Annotated in this window: 16 protein-coding genes and 3 pseudogenes; 12 read left to right on the top strand and 7 right to left on the bottom strand. The window is 70.1% G+C overall.

The window, feature by feature from the left end; all coding sequences use genetic code 11:
* Positions 1 to 61: 61 nt before the first annotated feature.
* The 3 genes from ACFQZ6_RS00915 to ACFQZ6_RS00905 all read left to right on the top strand — a co-directional run bounded on the left by ACFQZ6_RS00915 (position 62) and on the right by ACFQZ6_RS00905 (position 2,612).
* Positions 62 to 994 carry an NADP-dependent oxidoreductase gene (locus ACFQZ6_RS00915; RefSeq protein WP_381604396.1) on the top strand — a complete coding sequence of 311 codons (933 nt, stop codon included), beginning with the start codon at positions 62 to 64 and terminating at the stop codon, positions 992 to 994.
* A gap of 99 nt (positions 995 to 1,093) precedes the next feature.
* The gene (locus ACFQZ6_RS00910) at positions 1,094 to 1,858 is read left to right on the top strand and encodes an SDR family NAD(P)-dependent oxidoreductase (RefSeq protein ID WP_381604395.1); all 765 of its coding nucleotides are present in this window, start codon (positions 1,094 to 1,096) and stop codon (positions 1,856 to 1,858) included.
* A gap of 175 nt (positions 1,859 to 2,033) precedes the next feature.
* Positions 2,034 to 2,612, top strand: coding sequence for an antibiotic biosynthesis monooxygenase (locus tag ACFQZ6_RS00905; protein ID WP_381604394.1), 579 nt, complete (start codon positions 2,034 to 2,036; stop codon positions 2,610 to 2,612).
* A 10-nt stretch (positions 2,613 to 2,622) separates the two neighbouring features.
* Here the strand turns inward: ACFQZ6_RS00905 and ACFQZ6_RS00900 are convergent, their stop codons facing one another.
* On the bottom strand, positions 2,623 to 3,618 hold the full coding sequence (locus ACFQZ6_RS00900; protein ID WP_381604393.1) for an alpha/beta hydrolase: 996 nt from the start codon (positions 3,616 to 3,618) through the stop codon (positions 2,623 to 2,625).
* 140 nt (positions 3,619 to 3,758) lie between these two features.
* A complete protein-coding gene (locus tag ACFQZ6_RS00895) occupies positions 3,759 to 4,106 on the bottom strand; it encodes an ArsR/SmtB family transcription factor (protein WP_381604392.1) in 348 nt (115 codons plus the stop codon).
* Between the two features lie 139 nt (positions 4,107 to 4,245).
* Between ACFQZ6_RS00895 and ACFQZ6_RS00890 the strand changes: the two genes are divergently transcribed.
* Entirely contained in the window at positions 4,246 to 4,533 is a 288-nt protein-coding gene (locus ACFQZ6_RS00890) for a DUF1330 domain-containing protein (RefSeq protein WP_381604391.1), read from the top strand.
* A 207-nt stretch (positions 4,534 to 4,740) separates the two neighbouring features.
* Complete coding sequence (locus tag ACFQZ6_RS00885; protein ID WP_381604390.1) at positions 4,741 to 5,058, top strand: GNAT family N-acetyltransferase; 318 nt, start codon at positions 4,741 to 4,743, stop codon at positions 5,056 to 5,058.
* Between the two features lie 96 nt (positions 5,059 to 5,154).
* On the opposite strand, the gene ACFQZ6_RS00880 is transcribed toward ACFQZ6_RS00885, so the two are convergent.
* On the bottom strand, positions 5,155 to 6,027 hold the full coding sequence (locus ACFQZ6_RS00880; protein ID WP_381604389.1) for a helix-turn-helix transcriptional regulator: 873 nt from the start codon (positions 6,025 to 6,027) through the stop codon (positions 5,155 to 5,157).
* Positions 6,028 to 6,201: 174 nt separating this feature from the next.
* On the opposite strand from ACFQZ6_RS00880, the gene ACFQZ6_RS00875 reads away from it, so the two are divergent.
* The 5 genes from ACFQZ6_RS00875 (at position 6,202) to ACFQZ6_RS00855 (ending at position 9,962) form a co-directional block, all read left to right on the top strand.
* The gene (locus ACFQZ6_RS00875; RefSeq protein WP_381604388.1) at positions 6,202 to 6,855 is read left to right on the top strand and encodes a hydrolase; all 654 of its coding nucleotides are present in this window, start codon (positions 6,202 to 6,204) and stop codon (positions 6,853 to 6,855) included.
* A gap of 99 nt (positions 6,856 to 6,954) precedes the next feature.
* On the top strand, positions 6,955 to 7,503 hold the full coding sequence (locus tag ACFQZ6_RS00870; RefSeq protein ID WP_381604387.1) for a dinucleotide-binding protein: 549 nt from the start codon (positions 6,955 to 6,957) through the stop codon (positions 7,501 to 7,503).
* 51 nt (positions 7,504 to 7,554) lie between these two features.
* Positions 7,555 to 8,136 (top strand): NADPH-dependent FMN reductase, encoded by a 582-nt coding sequence (locus tag ACFQZ6_RS00865; RefSeq protein ID WP_381604386.1) that lies wholly within the window; start codon positions 7,555 to 7,557, stop codon positions 8,134 to 8,136.
* A gap of 110 nt (positions 8,137 to 8,246) precedes the next feature.
* A complete protein-coding gene (locus tag ACFQZ6_RS00860) occupies positions 8,247 to 9,278 on the top strand; it encodes an LLM class flavin-dependent oxidoreductase (RefSeq protein ID WP_381604385.1) in 1,032 nt (343 codons plus the stop codon).
* Between the two features lie 3 nt (positions 9,279 to 9,281).
* Entirely contained in the window at positions 9,282 to 9,962 is a 681-nt protein-coding gene (locus tag ACFQZ6_RS00855; protein WP_381604384.1) for an NADPH-dependent F420 reductase, read from the top strand.
* Positions 9,963 to 10,002: 40 nt separating this feature from the next.
* Here ACFQZ6_RS00855 and ACFQZ6_RS00850 read toward each other — a convergent pair whose 3' ends face one another.
* From ACFQZ6_RS00850 to ACFQZ6_RS00840, 3 genes and pseudogenes are all read right to left on the bottom strand, one after another.
* Positions 10,003 to 10,851, bottom strand: a complete 849-nt coding sequence (locus ACFQZ6_RS00850; protein ID WP_381617969.1) for an SDR family NAD(P)-dependent oxidoreductase — start codon at positions 10,849 to 10,851, stop codon at positions 10,003 to 10,005.
* 237 nt (positions 10,852 to 11,088) lie between these two features.
* Positions 11,089 to 11,244 (bottom strand): annotated as a pseudogene (locus tag ACFQZ6_RS00845) (SDR family NAD(P)-dependent oxidoreductase); the annotation flags it as partial.
* Positions 11,245 to 11,312: 68 nt separating this feature from the next.
* Complete coding sequence (locus ACFQZ6_RS00840; RefSeq protein WP_381604383.1) at positions 11,313 to 12,158, bottom strand: oxidoreductase; 846 nt, start codon at positions 12,156 to 12,158, stop codon at positions 11,313 to 11,315.
* A 224-nt stretch (positions 12,159 to 12,382) separates the two neighbouring features.
* Here ACFQZ6_RS00840 and ACFQZ6_RS00835 point away from each other — a divergent pair.
* Both ACFQZ6_RS00835 and ACFQZ6_RS00830 read left to right on the top strand, forming a co-directional pair.
* Positions 12,383 to 12,615, top strand: a pseudogene (locus ACFQZ6_RS00835) (IS5/IS1182 family transposase); the annotation flags it as partial.
* Positions 12,616 to 12,823: 208 nt separating this feature from the next.
* Positions 12,824 to 12,904 (top strand): annotated as a pseudogene (locus ACFQZ6_RS00830) (IS5/IS1182 family transposase); the annotation flags it as partial.
* Positions 12,905 to 13,395: 491 nt separating this feature from the next.
* Here the strand turns inward: ACFQZ6_RS00830 and ACFQZ6_RS00825 are convergent.
* On the bottom strand, positions 13,396 to 14,064 hold the full coding sequence (locus ACFQZ6_RS00825; protein WP_381604382.1) for an MSMEG_1061 family FMN-dependent PPOX-type flavoprotein: 669 nt from the start codon (positions 14,062 to 14,064) through the stop codon (positions 13,396 to 13,398).
* Positions 14,065 to 14,070: the final 6 nt, after the last annotated feature.

The raw sequence follows: 14,070 nt of genomic DNA, 5'->3' as shown, positions 1-14,070 counted from the left end.
AAGGTTGACGCGTCAACGTTCTGATGTATTGTTGATGCATCAACAAAAAGGAGATCCCATCATGAAGGCGCTGGTCGCGCGGTCCTACGGGCCGCTTGAGGAACTTTCCACCGTGGACCTGCCCACCCCCGTCCCCGGCCCCGGGCAACTCCTCGTCCGCATGGAGGCCGCCGCTCTCAACGCGGTCGACAAGGTGCTCGTCACCGGCGCGATGCGCGACGCCATCCCCGTGACCCACCCCTTCGTCCCCGGTGTCGACATCAGTGGGACCGTGGAAGCGGTGGGTACGGCAGTCACCCGGTTCCGGCCCGGGGACCCGGTCATCGCCTGGAACAGCGTCGCCTCAGGTGCCCTCGCCGAGTACGCGCTGATCAACGACGCCCCGTCCGCCGCGCGGCGCCCAGCGGAACTCACTCCCGCGCAGGGAGCCGCCCTGCCCACCGGAGCCCTCACCGCCGCGGCCCTGCTGGAACTCGTCGACGCCCCCCAGGGCTCCGGCGTCCTGATCGTCGGCGCGGCGGGAGGCGTGGGCTCCTACACGGTCCAGCTCGCCAAGCAGGCGGGGCTGACGGTCGTGGCCACCGGCCGTGCGGGCGACGAGGCATTCCTGAGCGGTCTCGGTGCCCACCACGTCCTCGACTACCGCGCGGTCGACATCGTCGAGGAGACCCGCCGTCTGCTGCCCGGTGGCGCCGACGTCGTGATCGACCTCGCCAACGCGGGCCCCGGCCTGGCCGCCACCGCCGCGGCGGCGAGGCCAGGAGGCCGTCTGGTCTCCCCGCTGGGCGGCCCGCCCTCCTTCGACCGAGAGGTCACCGCCCTGTACGGCGGCACCCGCGCCACCGAGGGACGCCTGGCCGCCCTCGCCGCGCAGGCGGCCAAGGGCGAGCTGTCCATCCCCATCGACTCCAGCTACCCGTTCGCCGAGGCGCGTCAGGCCCTCATCGACTTCGGTGCCCGACATGTCCAAGGCAAGATCACCGTCACCTTCTGACCCGCTGACCCCTCCCGCCGGGCGGCACCCGCCGTCCCGCCGGGACCCATGCCTGACCGACCGCCCTCCCATGCCCTTCCCGTCAGGAGACGAACGACTGTGACGGAATCCTTCCTCGACTTCACCGGCAAGGTCGTCCTTGTCACCGGAGGCGCCAGCGGTATCGGACGCGCCGTGGCCCTGGGCTTCGCCCGGCAGGGCGCCACCGTCGTCATCGGCGACATCGACGAGCGCAGCAACGACACCGTCCGCCTGATCGAGAAGGAGGGTGGCACCGGCCTGTTCGTCCCGACCGACGTCACCCTCGCCCGCGACGTCGACAGCCTCGTCTCCACCACCGTGGACACGTACGGCGACCTGCACATCGCGTTCAACAACGCGGGCGTCTTCGTGCCGCCCGCCCCGCTGGCCGAGCAGTCGGAGGAGGACTGGGACAAGGCCATCGCGGTGGACCTCAAGGGCGTCTTCCTCTCCCTCAAGTACGAGATCGCGCACATGGTCAGGGCAGGCGGCGGCTCCATCATCAACACCGCCTCGATCGCCGGTCTCATCGGCGACCCGGACATGGCTCCCTACGTGGCGGCCAAGCACGGTGTCATCGGACTCACCAGGGCCGCCGCCGTCGACTACGCCAAGGCTGGCATTCGGGTCAACGCGCTCGCCCCGGGCCTCACCAGGACCGCCATGACGCAGCCGTGGCTCGACGACCCGGTCAAGCGGGACATCGTCATGGCCGGGCCGCAGATGGGGCGCGCGGCCGACCCCGAGGAGATCGTCGGCATGGTGCTCTACCTCGCCTCGCCAGCCGCGTCGTTCACCACGGGCGGTGTGTTCGTCGTCGACGGCGGTCAGACGGCGCACTGACGCCCCTCCGGAACCCGTCCTGGCGGGCGCGCCGGGGCCGGTGTCCCGTCGGGCCCCGGCGTCGGCGGATGCCAGCCCCGACGCCGGAGCCCGAGCGGCTCCCCGCCGAGGACGGCGAAGGGGGCGCCCGGTCAGGGGCGCCCCCAGTCACCCTCACCGCCGCTATGGAGCCGACATGACGACAGCGCCCGCCCCCGAACAGACCTCGGAGCCCCAGCCCTCCGGCGAGGTCGGCATCCTCATCGCCCGCCAGGTCGACCCCGGTCACGAGGAGGAGTTCGAGCGGTGGGCGCACGGCATCCTCGACGCCGCGGCGGCCTTCCCGGGTCACCTCGGCTACGGTCTGTTCCGCCCCGCCCGCCCCGGTGACCCGTGGTTCCTGGTCCACCGCTTCCGGGACGCCGACGCCTGCGCCGCCTGGCAGGGCTCACCGGAGCGGGCGGCCTGGTTCGAGCGGGCGGGCACCGGGCACCGGGAGATCCACCGGCGCCATCTCAGCGGGCTGGAGGGCTGGTTCCCGCAGCGGGATCCCAGCACCTCCGCCATGCCCGCCCGGTGGAAGATGTCGCTGACGGCGGCGGGCGGCATCCTCCCCCTGTCGCTGTTCACCGGCGTGGTGCTGCAACCGGTGCTGTCCGCGGTTCCGTTGCTGCCGCGGACCGCGCTGGTCGCCCTGTTCTTCAGCGGCTTGATGACGTACGCGCTGATGCCCGCACTAACCCGGCTGCTGCACCGGTGGCTCTACCCGGGCTGACCAGCGCGGGTCAGGCGACCTCGTGAGCGGGGGCGGTCCCGCTGGCACCTGGCGAGGTGAGGCAGGAGTCGAGGAACGACAGCAGCGCGGACTGCCAGTGGGGCGTCACCGAGGGCAGACCCGTTCCGCCGTGCGGAGCGTCGGGATAGACCTGCAGTGTGGTGTTGCCGTTCGCCAGGGCCCAGCGCCGCTCCAGGAACAGCGTGTCGTCGATGAGGTGATCGGCCGTTCCCACCCCGAACAGGACGGGAGGCAGGCCGGTCAGGTCCGCGTAGAGCGGAGACAGGTCCGGATGGCGGCGCTCGGCGGGGGAGCGGTCGGGATGCGCCAGGTCCATCATGCCGCGCAGGACAGCCGCGCTGAGCACGTCGTGGTCCGTCTCCTGTGCGGCGCTCGGCGTGCCCGAGAGATCGTAGACCCCGAACTCCAGGACGATGCCCGAGAATCGGTGGGCGGTGCCCCGCCGACGCAGCCGGAGCAGGGTGGCCGCGGCGAGATTGGCCCCCGCGGACTCGCCGTTGATCAGCAGTCTTGAAGTGCCGAACTCGGCCGCGCCGTGCTCGACCAGCCACGACGCCGCGGTCTCGCAGTCGTCGTGAGCCGCTGGGTAGGCGTGCTCGGGGGCGAGACGGTAGTCGACCGAGACGACGGCGATGTCCAGGGCCCGCGACAGGGCAGCGTTCAGACCGTCGTTCATCTCCGGGGCACCCATGACGAAGCCGCCGCCGTGAATGTTCAGCAGTACCGCGCGGGCCGGGCGGTCCGGGGTGAAGACGCGCAGCCTGACCCTGCCGCGCGGACCGTTGACGTACCGGTCGACGGCCGCCACCGCGCCGGGCACCGTCAACTGCGCCCGTAGCTCGCTGAGCGCCTCGGCGTCGTACGCCGTGGCCGTGCCGCCGGGGAACACGGCACTGAACGCCCCGGACATGGCCTCGGCCATGGCGCGCCCCTCACTACGGATGGCGGGGCGCAGCTTGTCGATCTCGGCACTCCACAGCGGCATACCTGTCGGTGTCCTTTCAGGGCGGATTCGTGCCCCCAGTCTCCGCCGCCGTGCTCAGGCCGGACCTCGGTGAACGTCGCCTATCAAGGGCGCGGGGCGCTGTGGCGGAGCGCGGGCCCCGGTGCGGCCCTCGTCCGCGGTTACGGCCTCCCGGCCGGACGTCCCCCGGAGACCGCGCTCGGTGCGGTGCGGACGGCCCGGAGCACGCTGTCGAGGAGGCCGGGGAAGCGGGCGTCGAGGTCGTCGCGGCGAAGCTGGTGCAGGACGATGCGTCCCTCACGGCGAGCGAACAGGATCCCGGCCTCCCGCAGGACGTGCCAGTGTCGGCTGGCGGTGGACGGGGTGACCTCGGGCAGGACGGTGGAGCAGGTCAGTTCCTCGCCGTCGGCGAGCCGCTCGATGATGCGTAGCCGAATGGGATTGGCCATGGCGTCCAGGACGGCCTCGATGCTCAGCTCGTCGCGGTGCGGGTGCGTCAGCGGCTTCATGGACACCAGGATACGTTAGTTCGTATATACGTGAACAGTGGTGATGGATGTCACCCTCGCTCGGGTTGCCTCGGCGCGTGCTCGGCAGTTCAATAGTTCGCGTAAGTGCAAACTAACGAACTAATGAGGAGCCCTAGCCGTGAGCGCCTACATGGTCATCAGCGTCACCCCCGACGACGACGAGAAGATGCGCGAGTACGAGGCCCGCACCCTGGAACTCGTCCCGCGTTTCGGAGGCAGGCCCCTCGTCCGCGACACCGACTGCTTCGTCATCGAGGCGGACCAGCGCCCGGCCATCGGGGTGATCATCGAGTTCCCCGACAAGCAGGCGGTCAGGGCCTTCTACGAGTCGGAGGAGTACCGCCCGCTGAAGGAGTTCCGCCACACCTTCGCCACCGCCAGCGCCCTCGTCGTGGGCACCGACTGACGGCTGCTCCGGCACGCCGTCGCCGGTGGGGGAGCCGTACGATGACCGGGGTACTGCCGGGACCGCGCGCTCGCGACGACCGCGACGACGCGGGCCGAAGCCGTAGGCGAACATCGCCGATGCGCGGCGCGGCCGTCACCGAGGACAGTGGCAGCCGGTTGCCCGCGCCGGGATGAGGGCCGGGAACCGCCCAGAACGGAGGCACACATGGCAGACGCGAAGGCCGCGGTCAACGTGGTCCACAACGAGAACGGCAAACGTCTGGAAGCCTACGTGGACGGGCAGCTCGCCGGGATCGCCGAGTACATCCCGGCCAAGCAGGTGCTCGCCTTCGTCCACACCGAGGTGGAGCCCGCCTTCGAAGGCCGCGGCGTGGGGTCGGCGCTCGCCAAGGCCGCGCTGGACATGGTCCGGGAAGCGGACACCCGGTACTTGGCCGTCTGCCCCTTCATCGCCGCCTGGGCCGCCAGGCACCCCGAGTACGAGCCCTGGAGCTACCGGTCGACCAGCAGGGTCGTCGACTGAGTCGGTCCGTCGCCTGACGGCCAGGCTCGCCACGCTGGTCCTGAGTCGGCCGGTCCTTCCCGCGCGGGAAGGACCGGCCGACTTCGCTGTACGGGGTCAGCGGTGGCCGATCCCCGAGACCGGAGTCACGGCGTCCCGGAGGGGTGAGGAAGGCGTCACGGTGGCGCGGAGCTCCTCGAACGCGGCTGCCGTCCGGCTCGCTGGTTCGGCCTGGTAGACGACGAGTTGCTGGTGCGGGGCACCGTTGACGGTGAAGGCCGAGAACCTGATGTGCAGGTCGCCCACCGTGGGATGCCTGAGGTGCTTGCCCTCCTGCGACTTGCTCTTCACCTCGTGCATCTTCCACATGTCGGCGAACTCCGCACTGGCCGCGCGGAGTTCCCCGACCACCGAGGCGATCCGCTCCGACTGGGGATCGTAGCCGTAAGCGGCCCTCATCTCGGCTACGCAGGAGTGTGCCGCCCGCTCCCACTCCTGATAGAACTCCCGGCCCGCGGGGTCGACGAACACCATGCGGGCGAGGTTGTCGAAACGGTAGAATCCGCTGTGCAGGGCGATGGCGAGGGAGTTGGCCGCGAGGACGTCCAGGGCGGGGCCGAGGACGAACGCGGGCGTGTGCGCCCAGCCGTCCATCAGGTCAAGCAACTGGCGGCCGACCTGCCCACGGCCCTCCCACTGGCGCGGCCTCTGAGAGGCGGCCAGGCACAGCCGGTTGAGGTGGTCGGTGGCTTCCTCGTCCAGCTTCAGCGCCCGCGCCACCGCCTCGACGACCTGTGGGGACGGGCTGTTCTCGCGTCCCTGTTCCAGTCTCACGTAGTAGTCGGAGCTCACTCCGGCCAGCAGGGCGACTTCCTCCCTGCGCAGGCCCGGTACCCGACGTCGCCCGTGCTCGGGCAAGCCGACATCATGCGGCTTCAGCGCTTCCCGACGGGCTCTGAGAAATTCACCCAAGGGTGTCCCATTGCTCATGCTGACAAGGCTAGGCAATCGGAGCGATGCCGCTCCTCGTTCCCTTCCCGCAGGACCGGGTCGCACCCGACCGGGGCTACGTAATGCTCACCGATGCAGGGGTGGGGAGGTGGTTGCGAAGGTTGGTGCGGCGGCCGCGATCAAGGCCGTCACCGATACGACGAGGGAGACGACATGGCAGCCAAGGGCATCACGTACACCGGTCTCGACGCGCTTCTGGAGCCGCAGAAGTCGGTCCTTCTGCTGATCGACCACCAGGGTGCCCAGTTCGCGGGGATGCGCAGCATGGACGCCACCCTGGTGGTCAACAACGTCACGGCGCTGGCCAAGGGCGCGAAGCTCTTCGACGTGCCGACGATCCTGACCACGGTGGTGGAGGACCGCGGCGGTCGCATCATCCGCCAGCTACAGGACGTCTTCCCCGACCAGACGCCGATCGACCGGACGGCGATCAACACCTGGGAGGACCAGCGGGTCGTGGACGCGGTCGCCGCCACCGGCCGCAAGGACCTGATCATGGCCGGTCTGTGGACGGACATCTGCCTGGCCTGGCCCGCCATTCACGCCCTCGCGGACGGCTACCGCGTCTTCGCCGTCACCGACGCCTCCGGCGCCACCACGACCGAGGCGCACGAGCGGGGCATCGAGCGCATGATCCAGGCCGGTGTCATCCCGACCTGCTCCGGCACCGTCATCTCCGAGTGGCAGCGGGACTGGGCCCGCGAGGAGACCGTGCCCGGCATGACCGAGATCCTCCTGGAGCACGGCGGCAGCTTCGGCACCAGCCTTGCCTGGGAACTGCAGCTCCTCGGCCAGAACAAGGGCTGAGCCGAGCCAGCGCTCACCCACGCGTCCACCACGTCACTCGGTGGCCGTACCCCTCTCGGTGTGCGGCCCGCCGTGCGCCGACAGCTTCGAGGAGCCCAGATGAACATCACCGTGATCGGAAGAGGACACGTCGGCGGCGGACTGGCCCGCCTGTGGGACGGAGCTGGCCACCAGGTGACGAGCCTGGGCCGGGAAGGCGGCGACGCCTCGGACGCCGACGTCGTCGTGGTCGCCGTGCCCGGCTCCGCCATCGCCGAGGCGCTCGACAAGGTCACCGGACTCCACGGGCAGGTCACCATCGACGCGACCAACCTCTACACCGCCCGCGCCGACGGCTTCCCCTCCCTCGCTCACCAGGTCAAGTCGATCATCGGCGGACCCACCGCGAAGTCCTTCTCCACCGTCTTCGCCTCCGCCTACGACCAGATCACCGAACAGCGCGTCACCCCGAGCAACCTGTACGCGGCCGAGCCGGGGGCCAAGGACGTCACCGCCCGGCTCATCCGCGACGCCGGATTCGACCCGGTCTTCATCGGCGACCTCACCCCTGGGGCGCGCCTGCTGGAGGACAGCTCCGGCCTGACCCGCGCCCTGGCCGCGCAGATCGGCCCCTTCTTCTACCGGTACGCGGCTCCCGGGCAGTTGTAGAGCCGCTGTCACCACCGTGACTCATTCCCCCCGACCGAACGGACCAACGACATGATCAGGATCGCCATCATCCTCGGCAGCACCCGCCCCGGACGCAACGGCGAGGCCGTGGCCAACTGGGTGTACGACATCGCCAAGCAGCGTGACGACGCCGAGTACGAACTCGTCGACATCGCCGAGTACCGACTGCCCCACCTCGACGAGGCGGTCCCGCCCTCCCTGGGCCAGTACGCCCAGCCGCACACCAGGGCATGGGCCGAGAAGATCGCCTCCTTCGACGGCTTCGTCTTCGTCACCCCCGAGTACAACCACTCCACTTCCGGCGCCTTGAAGAACGCCATCGACTTCCTCTACGCCGAGTGGAACAACAAGGCCGCTGGCTTCGTCAGCTACGGCAGTGTCGGCGGCACTCGCGCGGTCGAGCACCTGCGCCTGGTCATGGGCGAACTCCAGGTAGCCGATGTCCGTGCCCAGGCCGCCCTGTCCCTCTACAGCGACTTCGAGGACTTCAGCCTCTTCCGGCCGGCGCCGCACCAGGAGGCCGCGGTCGGTGCCGTGCTCGACCAGGTCGTCGCCTGGAGCGGAGCCCTGGCACCGCTGCGCACCGCGCCCACCGCGGACGCCGCCTCCTGAGGGGCCGCGCGTAACGCGCCCGGGGAGCCCGGAATACGACCTCCCCCACTGTTGTTGACGCGTCAACATGGCGGGAAGTTGAAGCGTCATCCACTTGGAGAGGGTGCACCATGACAGATCTCGTACTCGGCCTCGACACCTTCGGCGACGTCCCCGTGGACGCCGGCGGCGTCCCCCTCTCCCACGCGGCCGCGGTGCGGCAGGTGGTGGAGGAGGCCGTGCTCGCCGACGAGCTGGGCGTCGACGTCATCGCCGTCGGCGAGCACCACCGCCCGGAGTACTCGATCTCGGCCCCGGAGACCGTCCTGGCCGGTATCGCGTCCCGCACCTCGCGGATCAAGCTGGCTTCCGGCGTGACCGTACTCAGCTCCGACGACCCCGTCCGCGTGTTCCAGCGCTTCGCCACCGTGGACGCGATCTCCCACGGCCGCGCGCAGGCGATCCTCGGCCGCGGCTCGTTCACCGAGTCCTTCCCGCTCTTCGGCTACGACCTGAGCGACTACGACATCCTCTTCGAGGAGAAGCTCGACCTTTTCGTGAAGCTGCTCGACGAGAAGCCGGTCACCTGGAGCGGTACGACCCGTGCCGCGCTGGAGAACGCGGACGTCTTCCCCAAGACGGAGTCCGGCCGCCTGGACACCTGGGTCGGCGTGGGCGGCTCGCCCCAGTCGGTGGTGCGCACGGCCCGGCACGGGCTGCCGCTCATGCTCGCGATCATCGGCGGGTCCCCCGCCCGCTTCGGTCCGTACATCGACCTGTACCAGCGCGCCGCCGACAAGTTCGGCACCGTCGCGCATCCCGTCGGTATGCACTCGCCCGGGTTCGTGGCCGACACCGACGAGGAGGCCAAGGAACTGTTCTACCCGTCGTACAAGGTGATCCGGGACCGGATCGGGGCGCTGCGCGGCTGGCCGCCGCTGCGGCGTGAGGAGTTCGAGGCCGAGGTGGAGCACGGATCGATGTACCTCGGCTCTCCGGAGACCGTGGCGAGGAAGATCGCCGGGGCGGTCAGCACGCTCGGCGTCGGACGCTTCGACCTCATCTACAGCTCCGGAACCCAGTCGGCTGCCGCCCGCGTACGAGCCGTCGAGTTGTTCGGCGCGAAGGTGGCCCCCATGGTCCGCGACCTCCTGGCGGGCTGAGCCATGACCACACTCGGCATCCTCGGCGCCGGAAAGGTCGGCACCGTACTCGCCCGGCTCGCCACGGCAGCGGGGTACGACGTCCTGATCGCCGGGTCCGGCGACCCGGCGAAGATCGCGCTCATCGTGGAGGTGGTCACGCCCGGCGCGCAGGCGGTGAGCGCGGCCGAGGCCGCCGCGCGGGCCGACATCGTCGTGCTGGCCCTTCCGCTCGGCAAGTACCGGTCGCTGCCCGTGGCGGCGTTGCGCGGCAAGCTCGTGGTCGACGCCATGAACTACTGGTGGGAGGTGGACGGGGTCCGACAGGACCTGACCGACCCGCACACGTCTTCCAGCGAGATCGTACGGGACCACCTGGCGGACTCCCGCGTCGTCAAGGCCTTCAACCACATGGGCTACCACGACCTGGAGGAGGGGGCGCGCCCAGCGGGCACCCCGGGGCGCAGGGCGATCGCGATCGCCGGGGACGGCGAGGACGACGTCGCCGCCGTCGCGGCCCTCGTCGATGCTCTCGGCTTCGACCCGGTCCTCGCCGGACCGCTGGCCGAAGGCGTGCGTATGCAGCCCGGCACCGAACTGTTCGGCGCCAACACCGACGCCACCGAGGTCCGCGCGATGCTGGAGCGGTTCCCGGGCACGGACTCCGGCCGCATCCTCGCCGAGGCCCGCGGCGACGCTGTCTGACCACACCCGCGTGAAGGCCGTGGACCAGCGGGCGGTTCCCTCACCGGCCGACGGGTCGCCCGGCAGGCCGCTCGTCGGCCACGGCCTCCCACGGGCTGAGGAGTCCAGCGGTGACGGCGTGCAGCCGCTTCCTGAACTCCGCGTTCAGCACGTCGGGATGAGGCTGCGCCGGGCGTCCGTCGTCGATGTAGGCACCTGAGTGCGGCAAGGGGAGGGTCGAGGCGTCGATGACGTTGGCCGCTCCGTGGCTGGGGGCGGCTCCCCGCACGGCGAACATGGCGTGCAGGAGACCGGTGTCGATGACACCGGGGCTGATACTGACGATCTGAGGGCCCGTGGAACCCCACTGGTCCGCCTGCCACAGGGCGTGCCCGACCATGGCGAGCTTGGACCGGGCGTAGGCCCGGAAGGGGCTGTAGCCGTGTTCCGACTGGATGTCGTCCAGGTCGAGCGTCACGGAGAGGTGGGTGGCGGAGGCGACGTGGACGACGCGGCCCGTGCGTGGGGGCAGCAGGGGTGCCAGCCGGTCGGTGAGGAGGACCGCGGCGAGGTAGTTGGTCTGCAGCGTCACCTCGTAGCCGTTGCCGCTGATCTGCCGCCGCTCGGCCCCGGGCCGTCCGGCGTTGTTGACCAGGACGTCGACGCGGTCGGTCAGGTCGCGGACGCGGTCGGCCAGTCGCACCACACCGCTCAGGTCGTCGAAGTCGGCCTGCACGTAATGGACGTCCGCGTTCCCCGCTGCCGACAGCCGTCGCAGCAGCCGGAGTACCGACTCCTCGGGTTCGGGACCGTGCACGATGAGGCGGTCGGCCGTCGCGGCGAAACGCGGCGCGCTGGCTTCGCCGATCCCGCTGGTCGCGCCGGTCAGGACGATGGTCTTGTCAGCCATGGGAGATGCTCCTGTACATGGGGGGAGGGACCGACCTGGGAGGGCCGGAGGACAGTCGGCGTCCCGGCCTGATTGCCCCACTCCGGGCCGCCGTCGGTACCGGTCTGTCCCCGTCGACGGGCGGGGCGACACCGGTGACGAGGGCGGCTTCCTCGCTGGCGAGGCAGGCGATGGCGGAGGCGACCTCGTCGGCCTGGGCGGATGGTGTCGGCGTGCACGCCGTACTTGCCCTCGGTCTTGTGGCATCTCGGCCGCGGCCTGCTCCAGGCGCTCCTTGCGGCGACCGGAGATGACGACCGAGGCGCCCTCATCGAGGAACCGCCGTGCTGTGGCGAGGCCGATGCCACTGCCGCCACCGGTGATGACGGCGACCCTTCCCGTGAAACGAGCCATGGCATTTCCTGCCTTCACTCACCGAGAACGGCGAACGTGGAATCGCACGGACCGGAAGGCCGGTCCTCTCATCCCTGTGCGGGGAAGTCGGCACCGTGAGCAACGTCCCCCCAGGCCACGAACTCGGTCTGCTTCGCTTCGAGATCGGCCATGGCGACGCGGTATGCGTCCGCGCCGAGAAGGAGACGGTGAGGGGGACGGGCGGCACTGACGGCCTTCAGCAGGGCGCGTGCCGCGCGATCGGGATCACCGGCCTGCTTGCCCACCGAGTCGTGGTAGGCGCGACGGGCGGCACCGGCGCTCTGGTCGTAGTCCGGGATCGGGTTCCGCGTCTCCTGCGAGGATCCGGCCCAGTCCGTGCGGAACGCCGACGGTTCGACGGTCATGACCTTGATCCCCAGGGGTTCGACCTCGTGGCGCAGGCTCGCGGAAAGCCCTTCCACGGCGAACTTGGCGGCGCAGTAGTAGCCCACAGCCGGGTGGCCGACCAGACCGCCGATCGACGTGAGGTTCACGATCGTGCCGGAGCGGCGAGCCCGCATACCCGGCAGTACGGCGTGGATCACGCGCGCGGTGCCGTGGAAGTTGACGTCGAAGAGACGTTCCACGGCGTCGGTCGGTGTCTCCTCGACGGCGGCGAAGTAGCCGATGCCCGCGTTGTTCACCACGACATCAACGCGACCGAAACACTCCTCCGCTTCGCGCACCGCCCCGTCGACGCTGCTCTCGCTGGTGACGTCCAAGGGCACCGCCAGGGCGTTGTCCCGGTCGCCGAGTTCCCGGACGGAGTCGGTCTTCCGCGCGGTGACGACCACCCGGTACCCCTCGTCCAGCAGATGCGCTGCGATGCTCCGGCCGAACCCGGTAGAACACCCAGTCACCAGCCAAACCGGCGCATCCTGCGTTTCAGGCATGTGCGTCCCCTTTCCAGGTATCCATGAAATGGACGGCTGTTGTGCGCCGCCCTTCCGGTTGGCACATGAAAAGGGTGACCGTCGCCGCACACGGGAACCAGGTCATGCTCTGCCTAGGAGCACGACACCCCGACGGGACTGGCACGAGGCCGGTGCGTGGCCAACGGCTGTACGAGGTACGGCTGGCCGAGCTGAACGCGGCAGCGATTGGATGCCAGCCCGCCCCCCTCCCTGGCTGTGTCGGCCACCCACGGCGCTGACCGGACTCGCTGTTCGCCGACCGCGGCTACGACCCCGACGTCTGCCGTGACCAGGTCCGCGCCCGGGGCATTGCCACTCACCGGTAGAGGCCGAGTCCGATGGCGTGCCAGGTGTTTCGGGGGGACGATGGCTGGCACGCTTCCTGAAGCTGTCCTGCTGCCTCATCACCCACCGCCAGCTTCGGTCACTCTGTTAGTCGCTGTCGTCATCTGTAGGGAGACAGCAGGGATGACCAGCAGGGGCCAGCATCACCGTGACGCTGTCCTGTGGTTGACACCCGGCCTCCCGCGCACCGAGATCCCGAGGGTGCGATACCTGCCCCATCGGGTTCCTCCTTGGTGATCCTCCAGCCCAGCAGATCGGCACCGCCCATGCCTAAACGGCTGCCGTCGTCAATCTGCTCGCTGACCGGGACGCTCGCCGAGTGCGACCGGACCGGCGACGGCCGCGCCAACTACTCCCACGAGCACCGCCGCCAGGGGGTACCGCCCAATCGGGCGTCGAGGCGCAGGCCCCCGTTCGTCGGCCTGGCGTGTCTGGCCCAGCTCTCCGCTGTGGCGGGGCTGAGGCCGAACAGATCGGCGTCGACGATGGGCGGGGGCGTGGGGACGGCCTCGATCATGGCGGTGTTCCTGGCGCCGAGGACCGGCAAGTCGGGTTGCCTGAGCGGGTAGTCCACGCCGGACCGGGCACTGGTGATGCGGACCAGGCGAGGCAGCGTGCTGTCGTTGAGGCAGCGGCGTCGCTGGAGCGGGCTCGATCACGGATCGCCATGCTCGGTGTGACCCAGCAGTATCCGGCCATGGTGACACTCGACCGCGCGACCGCCAGCACGGGAAATGAGAACTGGAACCCGTCCAGCGGGCCATCGCGGAGCGGTTCATCCGGGACATCACCGAAACGGCCCACTGATGCGCGACACTGCGTACCGCTCCAGAAAGCCCACAAAAGGTGGAGCAGAGCCCTTGAACGGGCGTCACTCGTAACGCAGGCGCAGGGACTCCCGTTCGGCCTCCTCGATCTGGGCGATGGTCAGGCCGGGGAGGTTCAGTTGGGTCAGGGTGACCTCGGCGCTGGTTGGCTGGGCGTCGGCAGGGAGCCAGCGCTCTGGTTGCCAGGTGTTGGCGCGTAGCAGGGACTTGGGGCAGTGGGGGTAGACCTGCTCGACGTGGACGACGATCGCCGTGACCGGTGGTTTGCCGACGGGGGTGAGCTGGGTGAGTAGTTCCGGGCGCGCGGAGACGCAGGCGCGGCCGTTGTTGACGCGCAGTGTGGTCGGGCGGCCGGGGATGAGGAAGAGCAGGCTGACGCGTCCGGTCCGCAGCACGTTGTGGAGGGTGTCGAGCCGCCTGTTGCCGGTCGCGTCGGGGATCACCAGGGTGCGGGCGTCGAGCACCGAGACGAATCCGGCCGGGCCACCCCGCGGCGTCACGTCCGCGCGGCCCTCGGCGTCCGCGCTGCCGACGAACACCAGGGAGGAACAGCCGATCAGCGCCCGGGTCTCGTCGGTCAGGTGGTCGATCTCCTTGCGGAGGGCGTGGGGGCTCGGCTCCGGGTAGAGCTCGCGTAGTTGGTCCGGGGTGGTGAGGGCGTCCGTCTGGAGGGACTCGAAGAGGGAGCCTGCGGTCCCCGTGTCGATCATCATGTGGAT

Origin of the sequence: Streptomyces flavalbus, from assembly GCF_042674625.1 — a bacterium.
Classification (GTDB): domain Bacteria; phylum Actinomycetota; class Actinomycetes; order Streptomycetales; family Streptomycetaceae; genus Streptomyces; species Streptomyces flavalbus.
The sequence above is the reverse complement of the archived record's forward strand: the minus strand, read 5'-3'. Positions and strand labels throughout refer to the sequence as shown.